An 18,426-nucleotide genomic window follows, 5' to 3' on the forward strand; every position below is an offset into this window, starting at 1 on the left:
GCCTAATGACACAATATGATGTGGTCATTGCTGGTGGAGCAATGGCGGGTGCAACACTAGCATTGGCATTGAATCGACTAAGCAACGGTGCATTGTCTATTGCTGTTATTGAACCTTTTCAAGTCGAGCATACTCTCCACCCTGGCTTTGATTCTCGCTCTATTGCGCTTTCCCATGGCACTTCGTTGATACTGGAAGACGTCGGGCTCTGGGAGCAAATTCAGCCTTTTACGACTCCCATCGAGCATATAAACGTATCCGACAAAGGGCATGCTGGTCTAGCCGATATCACTAAGCACGCTCTGAGTTTGGACGCGCTTGGGTATGTTGTTGAACTGGCGGATGTTGGACGAGTTTATCAGTCGCTATTGGATAGAGCCGATAACATTGATTTTCTTTGCCCTGATTCCGTGAGTAATGTGTCGAGAGAAAGTAATGCGGTGACAGTTACATTGTCGTCAGGGGCTTCAATTGAAGCGAAGCTGCTCGTGGCGGCAGACGGTGCGTTGTCGCCATCTGCTCAGAATGTTGGCTTACCATTGCAAGAGCACGACTTTGAGCAAGTTGCACTGATAGCGAATGTCAGTTTGTCCCAACCTCACCTTGGGCGTGCGTTTGAACGATTTACTGAATCGGGTCCTCTTGCATTACTGCCTATGTCAGACAACCGAATGTCATTAGTATGGTGCTTATCTCCTGAAACAGTTGAAGATGTTGCCAAGCTTTCTAATGAGAAATTCCTTGCCAAATTACAGCAATGCTTTGGCTGGCGATTGGGCCAATTTATAAAAGTTGGTGAGCGGACATCTTACCCGTTGCTGTTGCGTTCCCGTGACCCCATCGTATCGCATCGATTTGCTGCTGTGGGCAACGCAGCGCAAACCTTGCACCCTATCGCCGGACAAGGGTTCAACTTGGGTATACGAGACGTGGCGACCCTTGCAGAACAAATCTTAGTTAATATGAAGGACCCTGGTCACTATAGCGTTCTTAGTGCTTATCGAAAGAGAAGAGAACAAGATAGAAAACGAACGATTGAACTGACATCTGGTCTGGTTCATCTCTTTTCGAATGATTTCATTCCAATGAGAGTAGGGCGAAACATTGGACTGATGGGTTTTGAGGCTTTAGGTTCGATGAAAAGCCCTTTGTTGGCGCGAACACTCGGTATGGTAGAAAGATAATATGATGCAAAGTTTTGATATCGCCATCATTGGTGGCGGAATGGTAGGGCTAACGGTTGCAGCGTTACTTCAAGACAGTGATTTAAGAATTGCTGTCGTTGAAGGGAAGCTGCCAGAAGAGCACTTAAATGAACTGCCAGATGTTCGTGTATCTGCATTGAGCCGGGCCAGTGAAAACATCCTCAAAAATGTTGGTGCATGGGCTGGCATTGAAGCCCGTCGGTCTTCGGCGTATGACGCCATGACGGTATGGGAGCAAGACAGTTTCGCGAAGATTGAGTTTTCAGCTTCAGAAATCCATCAAAAAGATCTAGGGCACATCGTCGAAAACAGAGTGATTCAGTTAGCCTTACTTGAGCAAGTTAAGATCCAAGATAATGTCACTCTTTTCGCACCAGAACGATGTAAAGATGTGGTGATGGGAGAGACGGAAGCATGGGTTACTCTAGAGTCTGGTCAATCATTTACGACTAAGTTGTTGGTAGGGGCTGATGGTGCGAACTCTTGGCTACGTAGTAAATCCGAAATTCCATTAACACATTGGGATTATGGTCATTCCGCTATTGTCGCAAACATCAAGACGGCAGAACCTCATGGTGGTGTGGCGCGGCAAATATTTACACCGGACGGACCTCTGGCATTTTTGCCTTTAGGCGAGCCAAATCTTTGCTCGATTGTGTGGTCTATTGACCCTTTAAAAGCCGAACTGTTAATGGATTTGGACAGTACCGAATTCAATAAAGCCCTAGCAACCGCTTTTGATGGGCAACTTGGATTATGTGAAGTGCAAGGGGAGCGGCAAGCCTATCCCCTTAAGATGCGTTACGCGCGTGATTTTGTGCGTGATCGAATCGCGCTGGTCGGAGATGCAGCTCACACCATCCATCCATTGGCGGGGCAAGGGGTAAACTTAGGTTTGCTCGATGCTGCTAGTTTGGTGCAAGAGGTAGAGCGGCTGTGGCAAAGCGGTGAGGATATTGGTCTAAGACGCAATTTACGCCCATTTGAACGTTGGAGAAAAGCAGAAGCAGCAAAAATGATTGCAGCTATGCAAGGTTTTAAAGAATTATTCTCTGGCGAACATCCCATCAAGAAATGGGTTCGAGGCGTTGGTTTGACAATAGGTAATACTGTGCCTTTGGTCAAAAATGAGTTGATACAGCATGCTATGGGGTTGAAAGGAAATTTACCTGACGCGACCAAAGCTAAGCGCTAAGAAAATTACGCTCTAAAAAACGAATCATTAAAAAGTTACAAGCATGAAAAAGGGTCGACAAGTCGACCCTTAAAAATTCTTTTTACACATTCAATAATTATGCATGTGCGCATCTTAACCGCATGATTTCTTGATTAATTTCTTTAACGGTTTTGAAATGTCTTTTCTCCGCTTTTTCAGGAAGAATTAACTTGCCATTATCAAATTCAAATTTCCCCACGCCATAAATATAAATCCTACCTTTAAACAACCGACTTACGTGTTTAGCTATCATACTTGGTGTATAGCGCTTAAACAGTCTCATACTTTTATCCTTATTATGTGTTGCGCCACGAATTATACGAAATTTCGTGTGTCAGTATTGTGACTGAACAGGGGTTAAATACAGCTTAATGCTATGTTTTCAGCGTTTTGTGCCGCCCTTGGCATTTTGGTGATATAAACGTCTCACTGGTGTGACGCTCTCCTCATTTTATGCCGCTAGCCCCTGTGAAAAATGCAGCAATACCGTGTCATGTTTTTATGACATTTATAAGAATAGACCATGTCAGAAATAAAAAAGTTTCATGAAAAAAAAGCCCGATATAAATATCGGGCGAATAGTCACAGATGCATTACACAAAAAGTGGATTTAACTGATTAATTCAGCGGATTCACTTTCCTTGTTAAATGAGGGCTTTAAGCTCAATTGAGCAAGGGGAACTCATAATAACAAGTAACATTTACACTACATTATAATTATCAAGATCACTATTTATTCATTTAAATAAGATAAAAATTCACTTGGTAAAATTATTAAATGTGACTTAGGTCTCATGGTGGGTGAAATTTGATAGGGTTTTATTATTTTTGGGTTGGATTTTGACGCGAAATTTCACTGATCGTCGGTGAGGCTAGCTTCAAAAGATCATCCAAATTAAGCTCAATCCCTGCCATATTAGAACCACTGCTGATGGTTACATGCTCTAATGAAATGATCTTCTTATCAAAAATAATGGGTATTGTCGTATCTAACAAAATAGGGGCGACGCAGCCAATTGAATAGCCAGTCACAGATTCAACTTCCAGAGCGGATGCACAAGTGATTCGCCTAGAGCTCAATACGGCGCGTACTTTTCTAGGGTCGGCTTGATCATTGCCTGAGACGCATGCGAGTACATAACGTCCCCCCATATCTTTGAGTAGAACGCATTTCACCATCATATTTGGTGAAATCCCTCGTTGGCGGGCTGCATCTTCAATGCTGATGGCTGGAGTTTTGTGAGGGAGCAAGTGAAAGGGCACTTGCTGCTCACTTAAGTATTGAGTAATACGAGTTTGTATTATCGGATTAGTCTTCATCTAAGGAATAAGGTAAAGGCAGTATTGACCAAGTTGTTCCTTCTTGCCCTTTCACTCGAAGTTGTGTCCCTTCTTCAAGGTTGTTTGGCAAAATAATCAGCCCCTCAGCAGCACCGTCTTGATATTCAAATTGCGTGATTAGGTGACCAGCACCACGCCAATTTTCACCTACTGCACGCTCTATTTCTGCCTGTTCAGGAAGAGCCTCAAGAATATTGCCGGCTACACGGTAAAGTGCTCGCTTGTTGGTTCCTCTGTATTTCGCTCGTGCAACCATCTCCTGACCGGTATAGCAGCCTTTGGTAAAACTAATACCTCCCAAGGCTTGGAGGTTCATTGCTTGTGGGATATGTTGAGATTGCTCTTTTTCATCGACACGAGGAAGCGCTTCTTCAATATCGTATTTATCCCACAGTGACTCATGAACCACAGCATCGCGTTGATCTTCAAATAAGCGTTCCGCGATTGATGATTCGAGCACCAATAACCAACGTTTATTGCTTATGCGAACGGCAGTTCCACCTTCTATACTACGCACATTACTGCGGCTGTCACTGAGGGTGTCAATCCAATTTTCGGCGTCGTTACCGCTAATACCAACCAGTACATCAGCCCCTTCCTCGATGGTGACTTTTGAGAATACTGCGTACTTTTTAATCTCGGTAAGCTCGGTTGCTAATGCACTTTTACGATGCACTATGGCAAAACCTTCATTGTGGTGAAACATGTTAAAAATGCTCCACATCTTTCCCTTTGCATCACAATGAGCACCGTAAGTCGACTCAGAAAGTTCTAATGAAACCACATCACACGTAACTTGACCTTGAAGGTACGACTTTTTGTCTTCGCCTACAAAAGTAATGATGCCCCAAGAAGGTAGAGGGCAAATAGCGAATTCTGGTAACTCAGTCTGAGTGGATAATGAGATGGAAGATAAGTTTTCAAGCCAATCCATTGTTTCTAAACCTTAAGAGATGTTTGATGTCAGTATGTTAATGCTATACCTAAGCAACCTCAAGGCGTTCGATGCTCAGAACGAAGCAACTTTGCTTTCTATACTTTTCATTAGCAGAGGGGAAGTTGAGGTTGGTTAATCTAAATGACGAGAGCAAATCACACTCTGTGACTCGCATAATAGCTGTAGGGTAATGAGATTGATACACTGCCCCCACAAAGGAGTCATCAAAGGAATAATAATGTACACCGCCGAAGAAAAAGCCCGAATTAAATGGGCATGTCGCCGTGGGATGTTAGAACTTGACGTAGTTATCATGCCATTTTTTGAAGAGCAATTTGAAAGCTTGTCGGAACAAGAACAAAAAGATTTTGTTTCTCTTCTTGAGTGCGATGATCCTGATTTATTTACTTGGATTATGGGGCACGGAAGAAGTGACAATTTAAGTCATGCTTCTATGATAGACAAAGTCGTTGCATACAACCTCAGCAAAGTTCGCTAATTTAAAATTATCCCTAAGTGCCCGGCTATGCCAGCTTTTTGTTCTGGCAATGCTTAGTTGGGCACTTGCTGCTTCCCCAGCACCAATTGTCCTAACGCTATTTGTGTTCACAGCAATTCTGATCCCTTTGTTATCCCAATTCATCCGTCCTTCCTCGGAAATTACGCTGGCATGGAACGAGAGCAGTGAATTCAGAATCAATCAAGAAAAGAAGATTTTGGATCGCGCTTGGTTAGAATGTTCTGCTTTAGTGACTTTACTCATTTTTGACGACAAATCGAGACTATTGGTTTGGCGAGATACCTGTTCTGACAAGGAGTATCGAGCGTTGCTCCGCCATTTACGTTGGCAAAAAGGCAATAAAAAAGAGCACTCATCAAGTGCTCTTTAAATGTATACCCAAGTGACTTCAAGATGCTTGGTTCAGCGAGAATTAATAGGCTTTCAGGCAAGGCATCGGTTTGAAGATCTAGAAGTCTAAATCAAGAGTCGATAACGCAGCATGAAAGCCTATTAAACTCGCCCTTGGGAGCACATATTCTGTACCACTTCATCGTCAAAGAACTTGGAAAGGACCTGTCATTACGCTGCGTTCTCTTCCTTGAATTGGACCAGAATATGCTGCTCTGAATCATACATCTTGAGATCACTTGGGTATATTCATTACACCGAAAAATAGTAAAAACTAAAACTTTTCGGGGATTAAAATAGTCGGTCCACTATTGTCAGCCAATTCTGGATAATCCAATGTGTAATGCAGACCACGGCTTTCCTTTCGTTCCATAGCACAACGAACCATGAGCTCTGCTACTTGCAGCAGGTTACGAAGCTCTAATAGGTTATTGGATACACGGAAATTGCTGTAATACTCATGAGTTTCTTGTTGCAGCAATTGAATGCGGCGCAATGCGCGCTCTAATCGCTTATCGGTTCGTACAATTCCCATGTAGTCCCACATAAATAATCGCAACTCGTGCCAGTTATGTTGAATCACAACTTCTTCATCTGAACAAAGAACTTGGCTCTCATCCCATTCAGGTAAGGAGCCCGCCAGTTCGGCGTCACTAATTTTGTTAATGATGTCTTCCGCAGCAGAACGTGCATACACAACACACTCGAGAAGAGAATTAGAGGCCATTCTATTTGCACCGTGCAGACCGGTATAACTCACTTCGCCTATTGCATAAAGATGGTTTAAGTCCGTTACACCTTGTTGATCAACCATTACACCACCACAAGTGTAGTGGGCGGCTGGGACTATGGGGATCGGCTCCTTAGTCATGTCGATACCAAGGTCTTTCAGGCGCATATCGATGGTTGGAAAGTGTTTCGTGACAAATTCAGGGTCTTTATGGCTTATGTCGAGGTACATGCAATCTGCACCCAGTCGCTTCATCTCAAAATCAATAGCACGTGCAACGACATCACGCGGCGCGAGTTCCTCTCGCTTATCAAAATCTTGCATGAAACGCGAGCCGTCTGGTCTTCTTAAATACGCTCCTTCCCCTCGCAGAGCTTCAGTCAGCAAGAAATTGCGAGCTTCAGGGTGGAAGAGACATGTTGGGTGGAACTGATTGAATTCTAAATTGGCAACGCGACAACCTGCTCGCCATGCCATTGCAATTCCATCTCCAGAGGATACATCAGGGTTAGAAGTGTATTGATACACTTTAGAAGCGCCACCCGTGGCCAACACAACAAACTTAGCCCTGACAGTTTCGACGTGTTCTTGATTCCTGTTCCATATATACGCACCAATGACTTTTTTCTTATCACCGCCAATTTTGTCTTCGGTGATCAGATCCAAGGCATTGTGGCGTTCCAATACATGAATGTTTGGATGGCTGTGTGCGTTATCCTGAAGAGATGTTTGCATTGCCATACCTGTTGCATCTGCCGCATGCAGAATGCGTCGGTGGCTATGACCACCCTCACGAGTTAGGTGGTAGCGTGGGCTTTCGTCTGAATCGTTTTCTTCACGATCAAAGGGAACCCCACCGTCGATTAACCACTGAACACTTTCTTTTGCATTCTCGGCAATGAACTTAACGGTATCTTCTTCGCATATTCCACCACCAGCGATTTGGGTGTCCTGAACATGCGATTCAATGCTGTCCGATTCGTCAAAAACAGCTGCAATACCGCCCTGAGCATAGTATGTGGCCCCTTCACTACGAGGTCCTTTACTCAACACAATGACTTTGCCATGTGGCGCTACTCGCAATGCGAGGGACAATCCTGCCGCACCACTGCCAACCACTAATACATCGCATTGATGTTCTCGGTTATCGTTCATATAACTTTAAAAATCCCAGGTTATCTTAGAGCCTGCCCAAATTGACTCTATAAGCAATTAGCTTTTGGCTAATCCCATAACGCATATCTTCTTGGTGGTGTTTATTATCTTTATCTGCACCCGTTTGAGCAAATACAATGAAGGTTACATCACATTGCCAGACAAATTTGTTAAAAAAAATTCGTCGGATTGAACTTTCTTTGACTATATCAGTCACAATAGTGCTCATGTAGGCGGTGGTGTCAATACTACATTTGACAGAACTTAATGTTCATACCTGTGAAGGTAGGGGCAAATAACAATAGGAGTGGACGCTCGAATGAGCGAGCAGTTAACTGATCAAGTACTAATTGAGCGTGTCCAACGAGGAGATAAACAAGCATTCAATCTTTTGGTTATCAAATATCAAAACAAAGTTTGCAACTTGATTTCTCGATATATAAACAACTCTGGTGATGTTGCAGACGTTGCACAAGAGGCTTTTATTAAGGCGTATAGAGCCATCCCAAATTTTCGGGGAGAAAGTGCGTTTTATACTTGGTTATACCGGATCGCCGTTAATACAGCTAAAAATCATATTGTTGCCCAAGGGCGCAGACCTCCCGCAACCGATTTGGATGCAGAAGAGGCCGAATATTACGAAAGCGGTAGCGCATTAAAAGAAATATCGAACCCAGAGAACATTACGCTGTCCAAAGAATTGAAACAGGTTGTTTTCGAAGCGATTGAAGCGTTACCAGAAGATTTAAAAACAGCAATGACATTACGAGAATTGGATGGTCTTAGCTATGAAGAGATAGCCGAGGTTATGGATTGCCCTGTCGGGACGGTTCGTTCTCGTATATTCCGTGCTCGTGAGGCGGTTGAGAAGAAAATTCAACCACTTCTACAGCGTTAGACCAATGAGTTAAATGGTGAAAATAATGGCTGACAAAGAACAACTTTCAGCACTCATGGATGGAGAAAGCGTGGATCAGGCTCTGATTTCAGAACTGGAGCACGATGCAGAAGGTCTGGAGTCTTGGCAGAACTATCACTTAATTGGTGATGTAATGAGGGGGGAAGATCCAAAACGCGCTGATTGGGATATTGCAAACAGTGTTGCGTTGGCGTTAGACAAGGAACCGGTTCATTCTCCAATGCACGTATCGGATCATGTTGTCACACCTGCTATTGAGTCACAGCCGACTCCTGAGGTTGCACGTGTAAGTATGCCAGGTTGGATGACTCAATTTGGTCAAGTTGCCATGGCAGCCTGTGTTTCACTGGTTGTGATTCTGGGTGTGCAGCAATACAACGGTCAGAGTGGTTTACAGTCAGAAAATGAACTTCCAGTACTGCAAACTATCCCAGTGATTGGCAGCGCAGAACCTGTAAGCTTGGCACAGGAGCCGATTACTCCTTCTTCTAATGAAGCACAGTTGATGGAGCAACGTAAGCGTGTGAACGCTTTACTTCAAGATTACAGTATGCAATTGCGCCTAAATAGTGCAGTTATGGAAGAAGAAGTCGCGCACCCTACTAAATCGGATCTAGAATGAAAAAAATCCTGATCAGTGTGCTGGCACTGTTCAGTTTGAATGTACACGCCGCCTCTGCAGAGGAGATCTCTGCTGAGGCGTTGTTGCATCAAATGAACGAAGCAAGTCAGCAATTGAGCTATGAGCTGTCTTATATTCAAATCAAGAAAAACAGTATAGAACCTCTCCTTTACCGACATGGTCGCCGAGATGATAAGCAATTTGCTCGCTTGGTATACCTTAGCGGTCCTTCTCGTGAAGTTATTCGACGAGATAATGAGATAAGTTACTTTGAACCAGGAGTGGATCCATTTTCAATCGAATCTGGAGAAATGGTTGCGCCGCTGATCCCATTGATCAATACCAATGTAACGGTATTGGAAGATCACTATGATTTTGTCAAGCTGGGGCGAGCACGCGAAGCTGGGACGCCTTGCCAAGTCATTCGTATCGTCCCGAAAGATGGGCAAAGATACTCTTATGTTCTTTGGGTCGATGAACGCACACATCTTCCTCTTCGTGCAGATTTAGTTGATCGTGATGGCGAAGTCTTAGAGCAATATCGCACCATTTCCTACGCAGTAAACGATAAGATTTTTGATCTGCTTTCAAGGTTGGGTGAAGCTCAATTACCCGACGCTATTTCTTTGCCTGAAAGTGAAGCCAAAAGTTCGTTCTGGCAAGTGGGCTGGGTTCCCAATGGGTTTAAAGCGAACCCAATGAATCGATACAGAATGGGGATGACCAATAAAGTAGTTGAAAGCCAAATGTTTAACGATGGCCTTTTTAGCTTTTCTGTGTATGTATCTGAAAAAGATGACCTTTCTTTGAAAGGGCAACTGGTTCGCCAAGGTCGCCGTACTCTACATAGTTTTGTAAGCGGTAACGTAGAGGTTTCGGTCGTCGGTGATATTCCTCCCTCAACGGCCAAACGTGTGGCACAATCTGTCACTATGACGGCTAACAAAACCCAGTAACACATTATGATGACGGCACTAGCGACGGTGGTCGCGAGTAACCCTTCCAAGTCTGGATTCCGAATCCAATTAAGCTGCGAGCAACAAACCAGTTGCTCCAGCTGTTCATCTCAAAAAAGCTGCGGCACTGGTGTCGTATCTAAAGCTTTTGGCAATAAAGCACATGCTTGGTATTTGGAGTCAAAGCAGTCTTTGACTCCGGGGCAAGTCGTGGAGATCGGTTTGCCAGAACAACAGTTGTTGCAATCGGCTGCTTTAATTTATTTGTCTCCCATCGCATTTTTGTTTTTAGGGGCACTCTTGGGGCATTTCTGGCTTCAGCCAATGCTAGGTTCTGGTGAACTGGCTGTCATAGCAGTATCAGCGTTGTTTGCATGGGTAGGAACCCTTTGCGCTAAGCATTGGACTGGGAAATTAGAGCGAGAATCTGAGGATAAAGTGTCCCTAATTCGCGTGCTAGGGAGTCCTTTGACAGGAATTGCTACATTTCCTGATAGCGACAAGCCCTGAAATTGGGTAGAATCTGCCAACTTGATCGAAATACCAACAAATGAACGGTATTTCTCCCATCCATTTTTGTAAGAGTTTAGTCACACCAACCTATGAAGCACATTCGTAATTTTTCGATAATCGCCCATATCGACCACGGTAAGTCGACCCTTTCAGACCGCTTAATCCAAGTTTGTGGTGGACTCAGTGATCGTGAGATGGAAGCTCAGGTTCTTGATTCCATGGATTTAGAGCGAGAGCGTGGCATCACCATCAAATCTCAGAGTGTGACGCTAAACTACACCGCAAATGATGGTGAAACCTACCAACTTAATTTCATCGATACCCCTGGACACGTAGATTTTGCCTACGAAGTTTCCCGTTCATTAGCCGCTTGTGAAGGTGCGCTATTGGTAGTTGATGCCGGGCAGGGCGTAGAAGCTCAGACCCTAGCAAACTGTTACACAGCCATTGAGATGGATTTGGAAGTAGTGCCAATCTTGAATAAGATTGACCTTCCTGCAGCGGATCCAGAACGTGTGTCTGAAGAAATTGAAGAAATCGTCGGCATTGACGCTATGGAAGCGACACGCTGTAGCGCCAAAACTGGTATTGGTGTTGACGATGTTCTAGAAAACATTGTCGCTTCAATCCCTGCTCCAGAAGGTGATCCGGACGCGCCACTGCAAGCTCTTATTATTGATTCTTGGTTTGATAACTACCTTGGTGTCGTTTCTTTGGTTCGTATTAAAAATGGCGAGCTCAAGAAAAATGACAAAATCAAAGTAATGAGTACAGGACAGATTTGGGGTGTAGATCGTCTAGGTATCTTTACACCAAAACAAGTCGACACAGATGTCCTTAGTACGGGTGAAGTAGGCTGGGTTGTTTGTGGTATTAAAGACATTCTCGGCGCCCCTGTAGGTGATACGCTAACATTGTCAAAGCATGGCTCTGAAGTCGCGCTTCCTGGCTTTAAGAAAGTTAAGCCTCAGGTTTACGCGGGCTTATTCCCAGTATCGTCAGACGACTATGAAAACTTCCGTGATGCGTTAGGAAAATTGAGCCTAAACGATGCGTCCTTGTTCTACGAGCCAGAAAACTCCGCAGCATTAGGTTTCGGCTTCCGTTGTGGTTTCCTTGGTATGTTACACATGGAAATCATTCAGGAACGTTTAGAGCGTGAATACGATCTGGATCTGATCACGACCGCACCGACAGTAGTTTATGAAGTCGAAAAGACAGATAACACGATGCTTTATGTCGATAGTCCGGCTAAGTTACCTGCGATCAATGATATCGAAGAAATTCGTGAGCCAATCGCGCGCTGTAACATTTTGGTTCCAGCAGACTACTTGGGTAACGTGATTACGCTGTGTGTTGAAAAGCGTGGTACTCAGGTAGATATGGTTTACCACGGTAACCAAGTTGCCGTAACTTACGATATTCCGATGGCAGAAGTGGTTCTTGATTTCTTCGACCGTCTTAAATCAACCTCTCGTGGTTATGCTTCACTTGATTACAACTTCCAACGCTTTGAACCATCGAACATGGTACGTGTTGACGTTCTTCTAAATGGTGACAAAGTGGATGCATTGGCAATGATCACGCATCAGGCTCATTCGCAGACACGTGGTCGCCAGCTTGTAGAGAAAATGAAAGAATTCATTCCTCGTCAAATGTTTGATATCGCTATTCAGGCAGCGATTGGTAACCATATCATCGCGCGCTCAACAGTGAAGCAGCTTCGTAAGAACGTTATCGCAAAGTGTTACGGTGGTGACGTGAGCCGTAAGAAGAAACTTCTGAAGAAGCAGAAAGAAGGTAAGAAGCGCATGAAGCAAATTGGTAATGTTGAACTTCCACAAGAAGCATTCCTTGCCATTCTTCATGTAGGAAAAGATTAAACTTTTTCGTACTTTTACACTCAAACAAAGACTTAGGCAGAAAGGGTATCGGATACCCTTTCTTCTTTTTCACTAGAGAATACGAAGGGAAGTAAATGGCAAATACATTTTCACTTATACTTGTGATCGTTACATTAGTGACAGGCATGGTATGGGCGCTTGAAAAACTGGTCTTGGCAAAAAAGCGTCAAGAAAAACTGGGTGCGATTGAAGGTCAGACTAACGAAGGCCTTGATGCATCTTTACAAGCGAAAGTGGCTGCCCAACCTTGGTGGGTAGAAAACAGTGTCTCTATCTTCCCTGTGATTGCCTTTGTTTTGGTTCTGCGTTCTTTTATTTATGAACCGTTTCAAATCCCATCAGGTTCAATGATGCCGACGTTACTCGTGGGTGATTTCATTTTGGTTGAAAAATACGCTTACGGACTGAAAGATCCTGTATGGCGTACTCAATTGGTTGAAACTGGTAAACCTGAGCGCGGTGACATTGTGGTGTTTAAATTCCCACCTAATCCAGGTATTGATTACATCAAACGTGTGGTCGGTCTGCCGGGTGATGTGGTTCGTTACAGCGAAAATAAAGAACTGTGCGTGCAACGTCAAGGGGATGATAGTTGCAATGCGATTGAAACCTCTAATGTGACAGAAAGTATTTTTCAAGATGAACGAATCGGTATTCCGATGATTCAGATTGATGAGAAATTGGGTGAAGAAACTCACCAAATTTTGGTACATCCATTAACTCGCGATGACGTGAGAGCTTACCAGCCACGTCCAGGTGTTCGTGAGTGGGTAGTACCACAAGGTCAGTATTTTGTTATGGGCGATAACCGTGACAATAGTGCTGACAGCCGTTTTTGGGGCTTTGTCCCTGAAGGCAATTTAGTAGGCAAAGCGGTCGGAATTTGGATTAGCTTTGAATTTGAACGAGATCAAGACAGCGTACTGCCGTCTTGGATTCCAACTGGTGTGAGGTTCAACCGCATCGGTGGCATACATTAATAGAGAGAGTATGAATACTCCTATCAGTAAATTAGAAAAACAGCTCGGCTATCAATTTAATGATGCTGGGCTGATCCATTTGGCGCTGACCCATCGTAGCGCCAATGGTAAACATAATGAGCGTCTTGAATTTCTGGGCGATTCAATTTTAAGTTTTGTCATTGCTGATGATTTGTATCACCGCTTCCCGAAAGTGAACGAAGGTGATATGAGCCGCATGCGTGCAACATTAGTTCGTGGCAATACCCTTGCTGAACTAGGTCGTGAATTCGATTTGGGAGAGTACTTAAAATTAGGTCCAGGTGAGCTGAAAAGTGGCGGATTCCGTCGAGACTCCATTCTTGCGGATGCCGTAGAAGCTATTATTGGCGCGGTTTACCTTGATAGTGATCTCGAGATGGTTCGCAAGGTTGTCCTGAGTTGGTATCACTCAAGATTGGTCGCTATTCAGCCAGGTGTCTCGCAAAAAGATCCTAAAACGCGGTTACAGGAATTCCTACAAGGTAGAAGAAAACCTCTCCCTGCGTATTCTGTGACTAAAATTAAAGGTGAAGCACACAACCAAGAATTTACGGTGGCGTGTGAAATTGCAGGACTGGATGAGCCTGTTATCGGCAAAGGTACAAGTCGACGCAAAGCGGAGCAAGCAGCGGCTGAATTAGCATTAGGACTTCTAACCAATGTCTGATGAAAAAGAATTTGATTTGGATGCGTATTTCGAATCTGAGAAACAGGAATCGTCGGCTGAAAACCAACATTGCGGGTTTATCGCGATTGTTGGTCGCCCAAATGTGGGCAAGTCAACATTGCTCAACCAATTGTTGGGGCAGAAGATTTCTATTACCTCTCGTAAACCGCAAACGACGCGCCATCGCATTATGGGCGTGGATACGGAAGGTGACTATCAAGCCATTTTTGTTGATACGCCAGGGCTTCATATTGAAGAAAAACGTGCAATTAACAGGTTGATGAACCGAGCCGCGAACAGCTCGTTGAGTGATGTTAACCTAGTCTTTTTCTTGGTAGATGGCACACACTGGACAAATGATGATGAGATGGTGTTTACCAAGCTCAGCAAGGCAAATTTCCCAGTTGTGTTGTGTGTGAACAAAGTTGATAACGTAAAAGATCGCAACGAAGTGATGCTTCATATGCAGTCTTTGTCGGAAAAAATGGACTTTGTGGACGTCGTGCCTATTTCGGCGAAACACGACAAAAACATTGATGTGCTGCGTAAGCACGTGCGAGAGCATTTGCCAAAAGCGACGCACCACTTCCCAGAAGAATATGTAACCGATCGCTCTCAGCGTTTTATGGCGTCTGAAATTGTCCGGGAGAAACTCATGCGTTTCACTGGTGAAGAGTTGCCTTACTCGGTAACTGTTGAGATCGAGCGATTTGATTACAATCCTGAAACCGATGGTTTCCACATCAATGCGTTGATCTTAGTTGAGCGCACTGGTCAGAAAAAAATGGTAATCGGGAAAGGTGGCGAGAAAATCAAAACCATTGGTCGTGAAGCTCGCCTTGATATGGAAGAGCTTTTTGAACGTAAGGTTTACCTAGAAACTTGGGTGAAGGTGAAATCTGGCTGGGCGGATGATGAACGTGCTCTCCGAAGCCTCGGTTACATTGATGACCTTTAGAGCGAAATTGGTGTAAGTTAGAAGGGAGTGTAATGCTCCCTTTTTTGTGCCTGCTATACGAGCTTTATGTTTGCTGATATAACGCACAATTTTTTGTCCAAGGTTAATTAATACTGTTCAAGGTTACTTAAGAGAGTCGTGTATGTCTGATGGGTTACAGCGGTGTTTTGTTTTGCATCGTCGACCATACAGTGAAACCAGCCTGATTTTGGATGTGTTCAGTGAAGAGCATGGTCGTATGTCTATTATGGCAAAAGGCGCGAGAAGCAAACGCTCCAACCTAAAAGGTGCATTACAGCCGTTTACACCACTTTTGATGAAGTGGTCGGGCAAAGGAAGTATGCGGACATTGCGCCAAGCCGAGCCTATCAGCCTTGGGCTTCCTCTTTCAGGTATACATCTTTATTCTGCAATGTATGTGAATGAGTTGATTGGGCGAGTATTGGAAAGCGAAACACCTTACCCTGCATTATTCCACGACTATTTACTCGCTTTGACCGAACTGGCGCAAGCCGATAATCCCGAACCAGCATTACGGCGATTTGAGCTCGCTTTGCTGTCGTCCTTAGGCTACGGCGTAGATTTTATGCATTGCGCGGGAACTGGGGAAATGGTCGAGCCAGAAATGACTTACCGTTATCGAGAGCAAAAAGGTTTCATTGCCAGTGTGAGGCGAGACAATCTGACATTTATGGGAAATGAGTTAATTGCAATTAGTGAACGGCGCTTCACTACCAAAGAGCAACTTAAAGCAGCAAAACGCTTTACACGTATAGCACTAAAGCCTTATCTTGGCGGCAAACCACTAAAAAGTAGGGAACTGTTTCTCCCAAGAACAGGCTTTCCCGGAGCACGGAGTATTGAAAAATGAGCTCAATTCTACTCGGGGTAAACATTGATCATATCGCCACTTTGCGTAATGCACGTGGAACCAAATATCCAGATCCAGTGCACGCAGCAGAAATTGCAGAACGTGCTGGTGCCGACGGTATTACCATTCACCTTCGTGAAGATCGCCGTCATATTGTAGATCGTGATGTCAGGATTCTACGTGAAACGCTGCAAACCAGAATGAATCTGGAAATGGCGGTAACAGATGAAATGGTCGAAATCGCGTTGCAAACGAAACCTGAATACGTTTGCTTAGTGCCTGAAAAACGTGAAGAGCTGACAACGGAAGGCGGTTTAGACGTGGTCGGTCAGCTGGAAAAAGTAAAAGCTGCGACGCAAAAATTGACGGAAGCAGGCATTAAAGTGTCTTTATTCATTGACGCTGATCGTGAGCAAATTGATGCATCAAAAGCATGTGGTGCACCTTACATTGAGCTTCACACTGGTCATTATGCCGATGCGACGACGGAATGCGAGCAAACCAACGAGCTGAAAAAGATCGCTGCTGGTGCAAGCTATGCCGACAGCATTGGTATTAAAGTCAATGCCGGACATGGCTTGACGTACCACAACGTTGCGCCTATTGCAGCATTACCAGAAGTGTATGAACTTAATATCGGTCATTCCATCATGGGTCGTGCGGTCTTTGATGGTTTGCATAAAGCGGTTGCTGATATGAAAGCGGTTATGCTTGAAGCTCGTCGTTAATTTCCATTCATAACGTCAGCCACTGTATTCAGCAGTGGCTGTTTGTTATCTAGCATTAGTTTTTAAAGCGGAGAATTTATGGCCATCGTTGGATTAGGAACGGATATAGCGGAAATAGATCGCTTCGAAAAATCCTTATCCAAACTTGGAGAAGCATTTGCGAAACGCATTCTAACAGAGCCTGAGTTAGTCACGTTTCATGCGACGAAACAGCAATCTCGCTTTCTCGCTAAGCGTTTTGCCGCAAAAGAAGCGGCGTCCAAAGCATTGGGCACAGGAATTGCGAAGGGAGTGACCTTTCATGATTTTATTGTCTCGAATGACGCCAACGGAAAACCTATACTTTCTCTTCATAATCAAGCGCTAGCATACTCAACGAGCGCTGGTGTGACCCACATCCACCTTTCTATTTCTGACGAACGTCATTACGCGGTTGCTACCGTAATCTTTGAGCGATAACTCAATCACTGTTCTACACTCATATTAGTGGTGACTCATGTAGTTGAGCCAAAATTAATACTATGAGATGGGCGTATGAGGTTAACAGGGATAAGTTTACTATTCGCATTGCTTTCTTCTTCGGCTCTTGCTGACGACTGGGATTTTTCAGGATTTGGTAACGTTGGCTATAGCTACGATACCAGCGACAGCTTTGGCTATATGCGTGACCTTACGCAAAAAGCCGACCCCGATAGTGATGGGTCATTTCTACCTGATTCCAAAATCGGTGCTCAGATAAACTACAACATCAATTTTGAATGGGATGTCACTGCTCAGTATGTTATCGCAGAGAGGGCGGGGGACGAGTTGTTGGACGGCTTAGAGCTTGCCTTCTTAGCATATCGACCAACATCTGATTTCGATATTCGTGTTGGTCGATTGGGGTACAACGTATTTTGGTTCGCAGAAACCCGCCGTGTGGACTTCGGTCATCTCTGGGTGCGACTACCTCAAGAAATATACAGCTGGATCCCTTTGCAAAATATTGATGGAATCGATTTCACCTATCGTTTCTATGTCGACGATGTCAGCTTTTCTTCTGCTTTTCAATACGGTTCAACGCAGGCGACAACCGATTTGCACGAGGGCTATGAACCTAACCGATTCTATAGCAACAGTGCGCTTTCCTTGAGCTTGGTTGCGAATTGGGACGTGTGGCGAGCACGTGCTTCTTACGCGCAGTTACGGGTTGATTCAGATCTTCCTCCGCAGATAGGTGACTTGAAAGGTGGTCTAGACAAAATTGGCAACTCAGGATTAGGACCAATTAGTGATGAAGCCAATCTTCTGAATGAAAAAATGAGTGTGACTGGCGGCATGGTTAGATATGGTCAAATCGGGATTGAATACAATGATGGCACTTGGCATCTGTTGAGTGAACTTGTAAAGGTAAAAACCGATAAAGATTTGTTGCCTGAAGGACAAGGAGGGTATATCAGTCTTGGTCGCCGGTTCAATGAGTTTACGCCCTATATGATTCGCTCATGGTTTAATCCGGAAACCGACAAGTTGGAAGCACAATACGATTGGAGCATTTTACCGGACCCTCAATTAGTGCAATTACAGCAAGGGGCAATCACTTCAATTAATGCGACTTTGATTAATCAATCTATATGGTCTTTGGGTACACGTTGGGACATCAGCGAGCAGATAAGCCTTAAGGCACAAATTGATTGGGTGCATATTGAAGATACAGGCCATGGGCTTTGGGCGACAAATTTACTAGAACCTAAACCCGAAACAAGGGTGCAGGTGTACTCATTATCAGCCAGTTTCCTCTTCTAGGTGGTGAA

At 44.4% G+C, this 18,426-nt stretch carries 20 protein-coding genes; 16 read left to right on the plus strand and 4 right to left on the minus strand.

Annotation, left to right across the window (positions count from 1 at the left end; genetic code table 11):
- The first annotated feature begins 5 nt into the window (after positions 1-5).
- Positions 6-1,184 (plus strand): 2-octaprenyl-6-methoxyphenyl hydroxylase, encoded by a 1,179-nt coding sequence (ubiH, locus tag Q8W40_RS25835; protein ID WP_305401364.1) that lies wholly within the window; start codon positions 6-8, stop codon positions 1,182-1,184.
- Between the two features lies 1 nt (position 1,185).
- Positions 1,186-2,400, plus strand: coding sequence for an FAD-dependent 2-octaprenylphenol hydroxylase (locus Q8W40_RS25840; protein WP_305401365.1), 1,215 nt, complete (start codon positions 1,186-1,188; stop codon positions 2,398-2,400).
- A gap of 97 nt (positions 2,401-2,497) precedes the next feature.
- On the opposite strand, the gene Q8W40_RS25845 is transcribed toward Q8W40_RS25840, so the two are convergent.
- The 3 genes from Q8W40_RS25845 to ygfZ all read right to left on the minus strand — a co-directional run bounded on the left by Q8W40_RS25845 (position 2,498) and on the right by ygfZ (position 4,696).
- Positions 2,498-2,704: a DUF1107 domain-containing protein gene (locus Q8W40_RS25845; RefSeq protein WP_126608898.1), complete on the minus strand. Its 207-nt coding sequence runs from the start codon at positions 2,702-2,704 to the stop codon at positions 2,498-2,500.
- Positions 2,705-3,243: 539 nt separating this feature from the next.
- Positions 3,244-3,741, minus strand: a complete 498-nt coding sequence (locus Q8W40_RS25850) for an aminoacyl-tRNA deacylase (RefSeq protein WP_305401366.1) — start codon at positions 3,739-3,741, stop codon at positions 3,244-3,246.
- Complete coding sequence (ygfZ, locus tag Q8W40_RS25855; protein ID WP_305401368.1) at positions 3,731-4,696, minus strand: tRNA-modifying protein YgfZ; 966 nt, start codon at positions 4,694-4,696, stop codon at positions 3,731-3,733. The genes Q8W40_RS25850 and ygfZ overlap by 11 nt, the downstream gene beginning before the upstream one ends.
- Before the next feature lie 241 nt (positions 4,697-4,937).
- Here ygfZ and Q8W40_RS25860 point away from each other — a divergent pair, with 241 nt between their 5' ends.
- Complete coding sequence (locus Q8W40_RS25860) at positions 4,938-5,198, plus strand: FAD assembly factor SdhE (protein ID WP_101112536.1); 261 nt, start codon at positions 4,938-4,940, stop codon at positions 5,196-5,198.
- The gene (locus Q8W40_RS25865) at positions 5,170-5,589 is read left to right on the plus strand and encodes a protein YgfX (RefSeq protein WP_370693434.1); all 420 of its coding nucleotides are present in this window, start codon (positions 5,170-5,172) and stop codon (positions 5,587-5,589) included. The genes Q8W40_RS25860 and Q8W40_RS25865 overlap by 29 nt, the downstream gene beginning before the upstream one ends.
- A gap of 294 nt (positions 5,590-5,883) precedes the next feature.
- On the opposite strand, the gene nadB is transcribed toward Q8W40_RS25865, so the two are convergent.
- A complete protein-coding gene (gene nadB, locus Q8W40_RS25870) occupies positions 5,884-7,494 on the minus strand; it encodes an L-aspartate oxidase (RefSeq protein ID WP_305401371.1) in 1,611 nt (536 codons plus the stop codon).
- 319 nt (positions 7,495-7,813) lie between these two features.
- Between nadB and rpoE the strand changes: the two genes are divergently transcribed.
- From rpoE to Q8W40_RS25930, 12 genes are all read left to right on the plus strand, one after another.
- Entirely contained in the window at positions 7,814-8,392 is a 579-nt protein-coding gene (gene rpoE, locus Q8W40_RS25875; RefSeq protein WP_101112533.1) for an RNA polymerase sigma factor RpoE, read from the plus strand.
- A 25-nt stretch (positions 8,393-8,417) separates the two neighbouring features.
- Positions 8,418-9,035, plus strand: a complete 618-nt coding sequence (locus Q8W40_RS25880; protein ID WP_305401372.1) for an RseA family anti-sigma factor — start codon at positions 8,418-8,420, stop codon at positions 9,033-9,035.
- Positions 9,032-9,991, plus strand: coding sequence for a sigma-E factor regulatory protein RseB (rseB, locus tag Q8W40_RS25885; RefSeq protein WP_101112531.1), 960 nt, complete (start codon positions 9,032-9,034; stop codon positions 9,989-9,991). Before Q8W40_RS25880 ends, rseB begins: the two co-directional genes overlap by 4 nt.
- A gap of 6 nt (positions 9,992-9,997) precedes the next feature.
- The gene (locus Q8W40_RS25890; RefSeq protein ID WP_305401373.1) at positions 9,998-10,501 is read left to right on the plus strand and encodes a SoxR reducing system RseC family protein; all 504 of its coding nucleotides are present in this window, start codon (positions 9,998-10,000) and stop codon (positions 10,499-10,501) included.
- A 92-nt stretch (positions 10,502-10,593) separates the two neighbouring features.
- Positions 10,594-12,387: a translation elongation factor 4 gene (lepA, locus tag Q8W40_RS25895; RefSeq protein WP_305401374.1), complete on the plus strand. Its 1,794-nt coding sequence runs from the start codon at positions 10,594-10,596 to the stop codon at positions 12,385-12,387.
- A gap of 95 nt (positions 12,388-12,482) precedes the next feature.
- Complete coding sequence (gene lepB / locus Q8W40_RS25900) at positions 12,483-13,388, plus strand: signal peptidase I (protein WP_305401375.1); 906 nt, start codon at positions 12,483-12,485, stop codon at positions 13,386-13,388.
- A gap of 10 nt (positions 13,389-13,398) precedes the next feature.
- A complete protein-coding gene (rnc, locus tag Q8W40_RS25905) occupies positions 13,399-14,076 on the plus strand; it encodes a ribonuclease III (protein WP_101112527.1) in 678 nt (225 codons plus the stop codon).
- On the plus strand, positions 14,069-15,034 hold the full coding sequence (gene era / locus Q8W40_RS25910; protein ID WP_305401376.1) for a GTPase Era: 966 nt from the start codon (positions 14,069-14,071) through the stop codon (positions 15,032-15,034). The genes rnc and era overlap by 8 nt, the downstream gene beginning before the upstream one ends.
- A 142-nt stretch (positions 15,035-15,176) precedes the next feature.
- The gene (gene recO, locus Q8W40_RS25915; protein WP_305401377.1) at positions 15,177-15,905 is read left to right on the plus strand and encodes a DNA repair protein RecO; all 729 of its coding nucleotides are present in this window, start codon (positions 15,177-15,179) and stop codon (positions 15,903-15,905) included.
- Entirely contained in the window at positions 15,902-16,633 is a 732-nt protein-coding gene (gene pdxJ / locus Q8W40_RS25920; protein WP_101112524.1) for a pyridoxine 5'-phosphate synthase, read from the plus strand. Before recO ends, pdxJ begins: the two co-directional genes overlap by 4 nt.
- 78 nt (positions 16,634-16,711) lie before the next feature.
- Positions 16,712-17,092, plus strand: a complete 381-nt coding sequence (gene acpS / locus Q8W40_RS25925) for a holo-ACP synthase (protein ID WP_305401379.1) — start codon at positions 16,712-16,714, stop codon at positions 17,090-17,092.
- A 75-nt stretch (positions 17,093-17,167) separates the two neighbouring features.
- Positions 17,168-18,418 (plus strand): hypothetical protein, encoded by a 1,251-nt coding sequence (locus Q8W40_RS25930; RefSeq protein ID WP_305401381.1) that lies wholly within the window; start codon positions 17,168-17,170, stop codon positions 18,416-18,418.
- Positions 18,419-18,426: the final 8 nt, after the last annotated feature.

It is taken from the genome of Vibrio penaeicida, from assembly GCF_030689305.1.
Classification (GTDB): domain Bacteria; phylum Pseudomonadota; class Gammaproteobacteria; order Enterobacterales; family Vibrionaceae; genus Vibrio; species Vibrio penaeicida_B.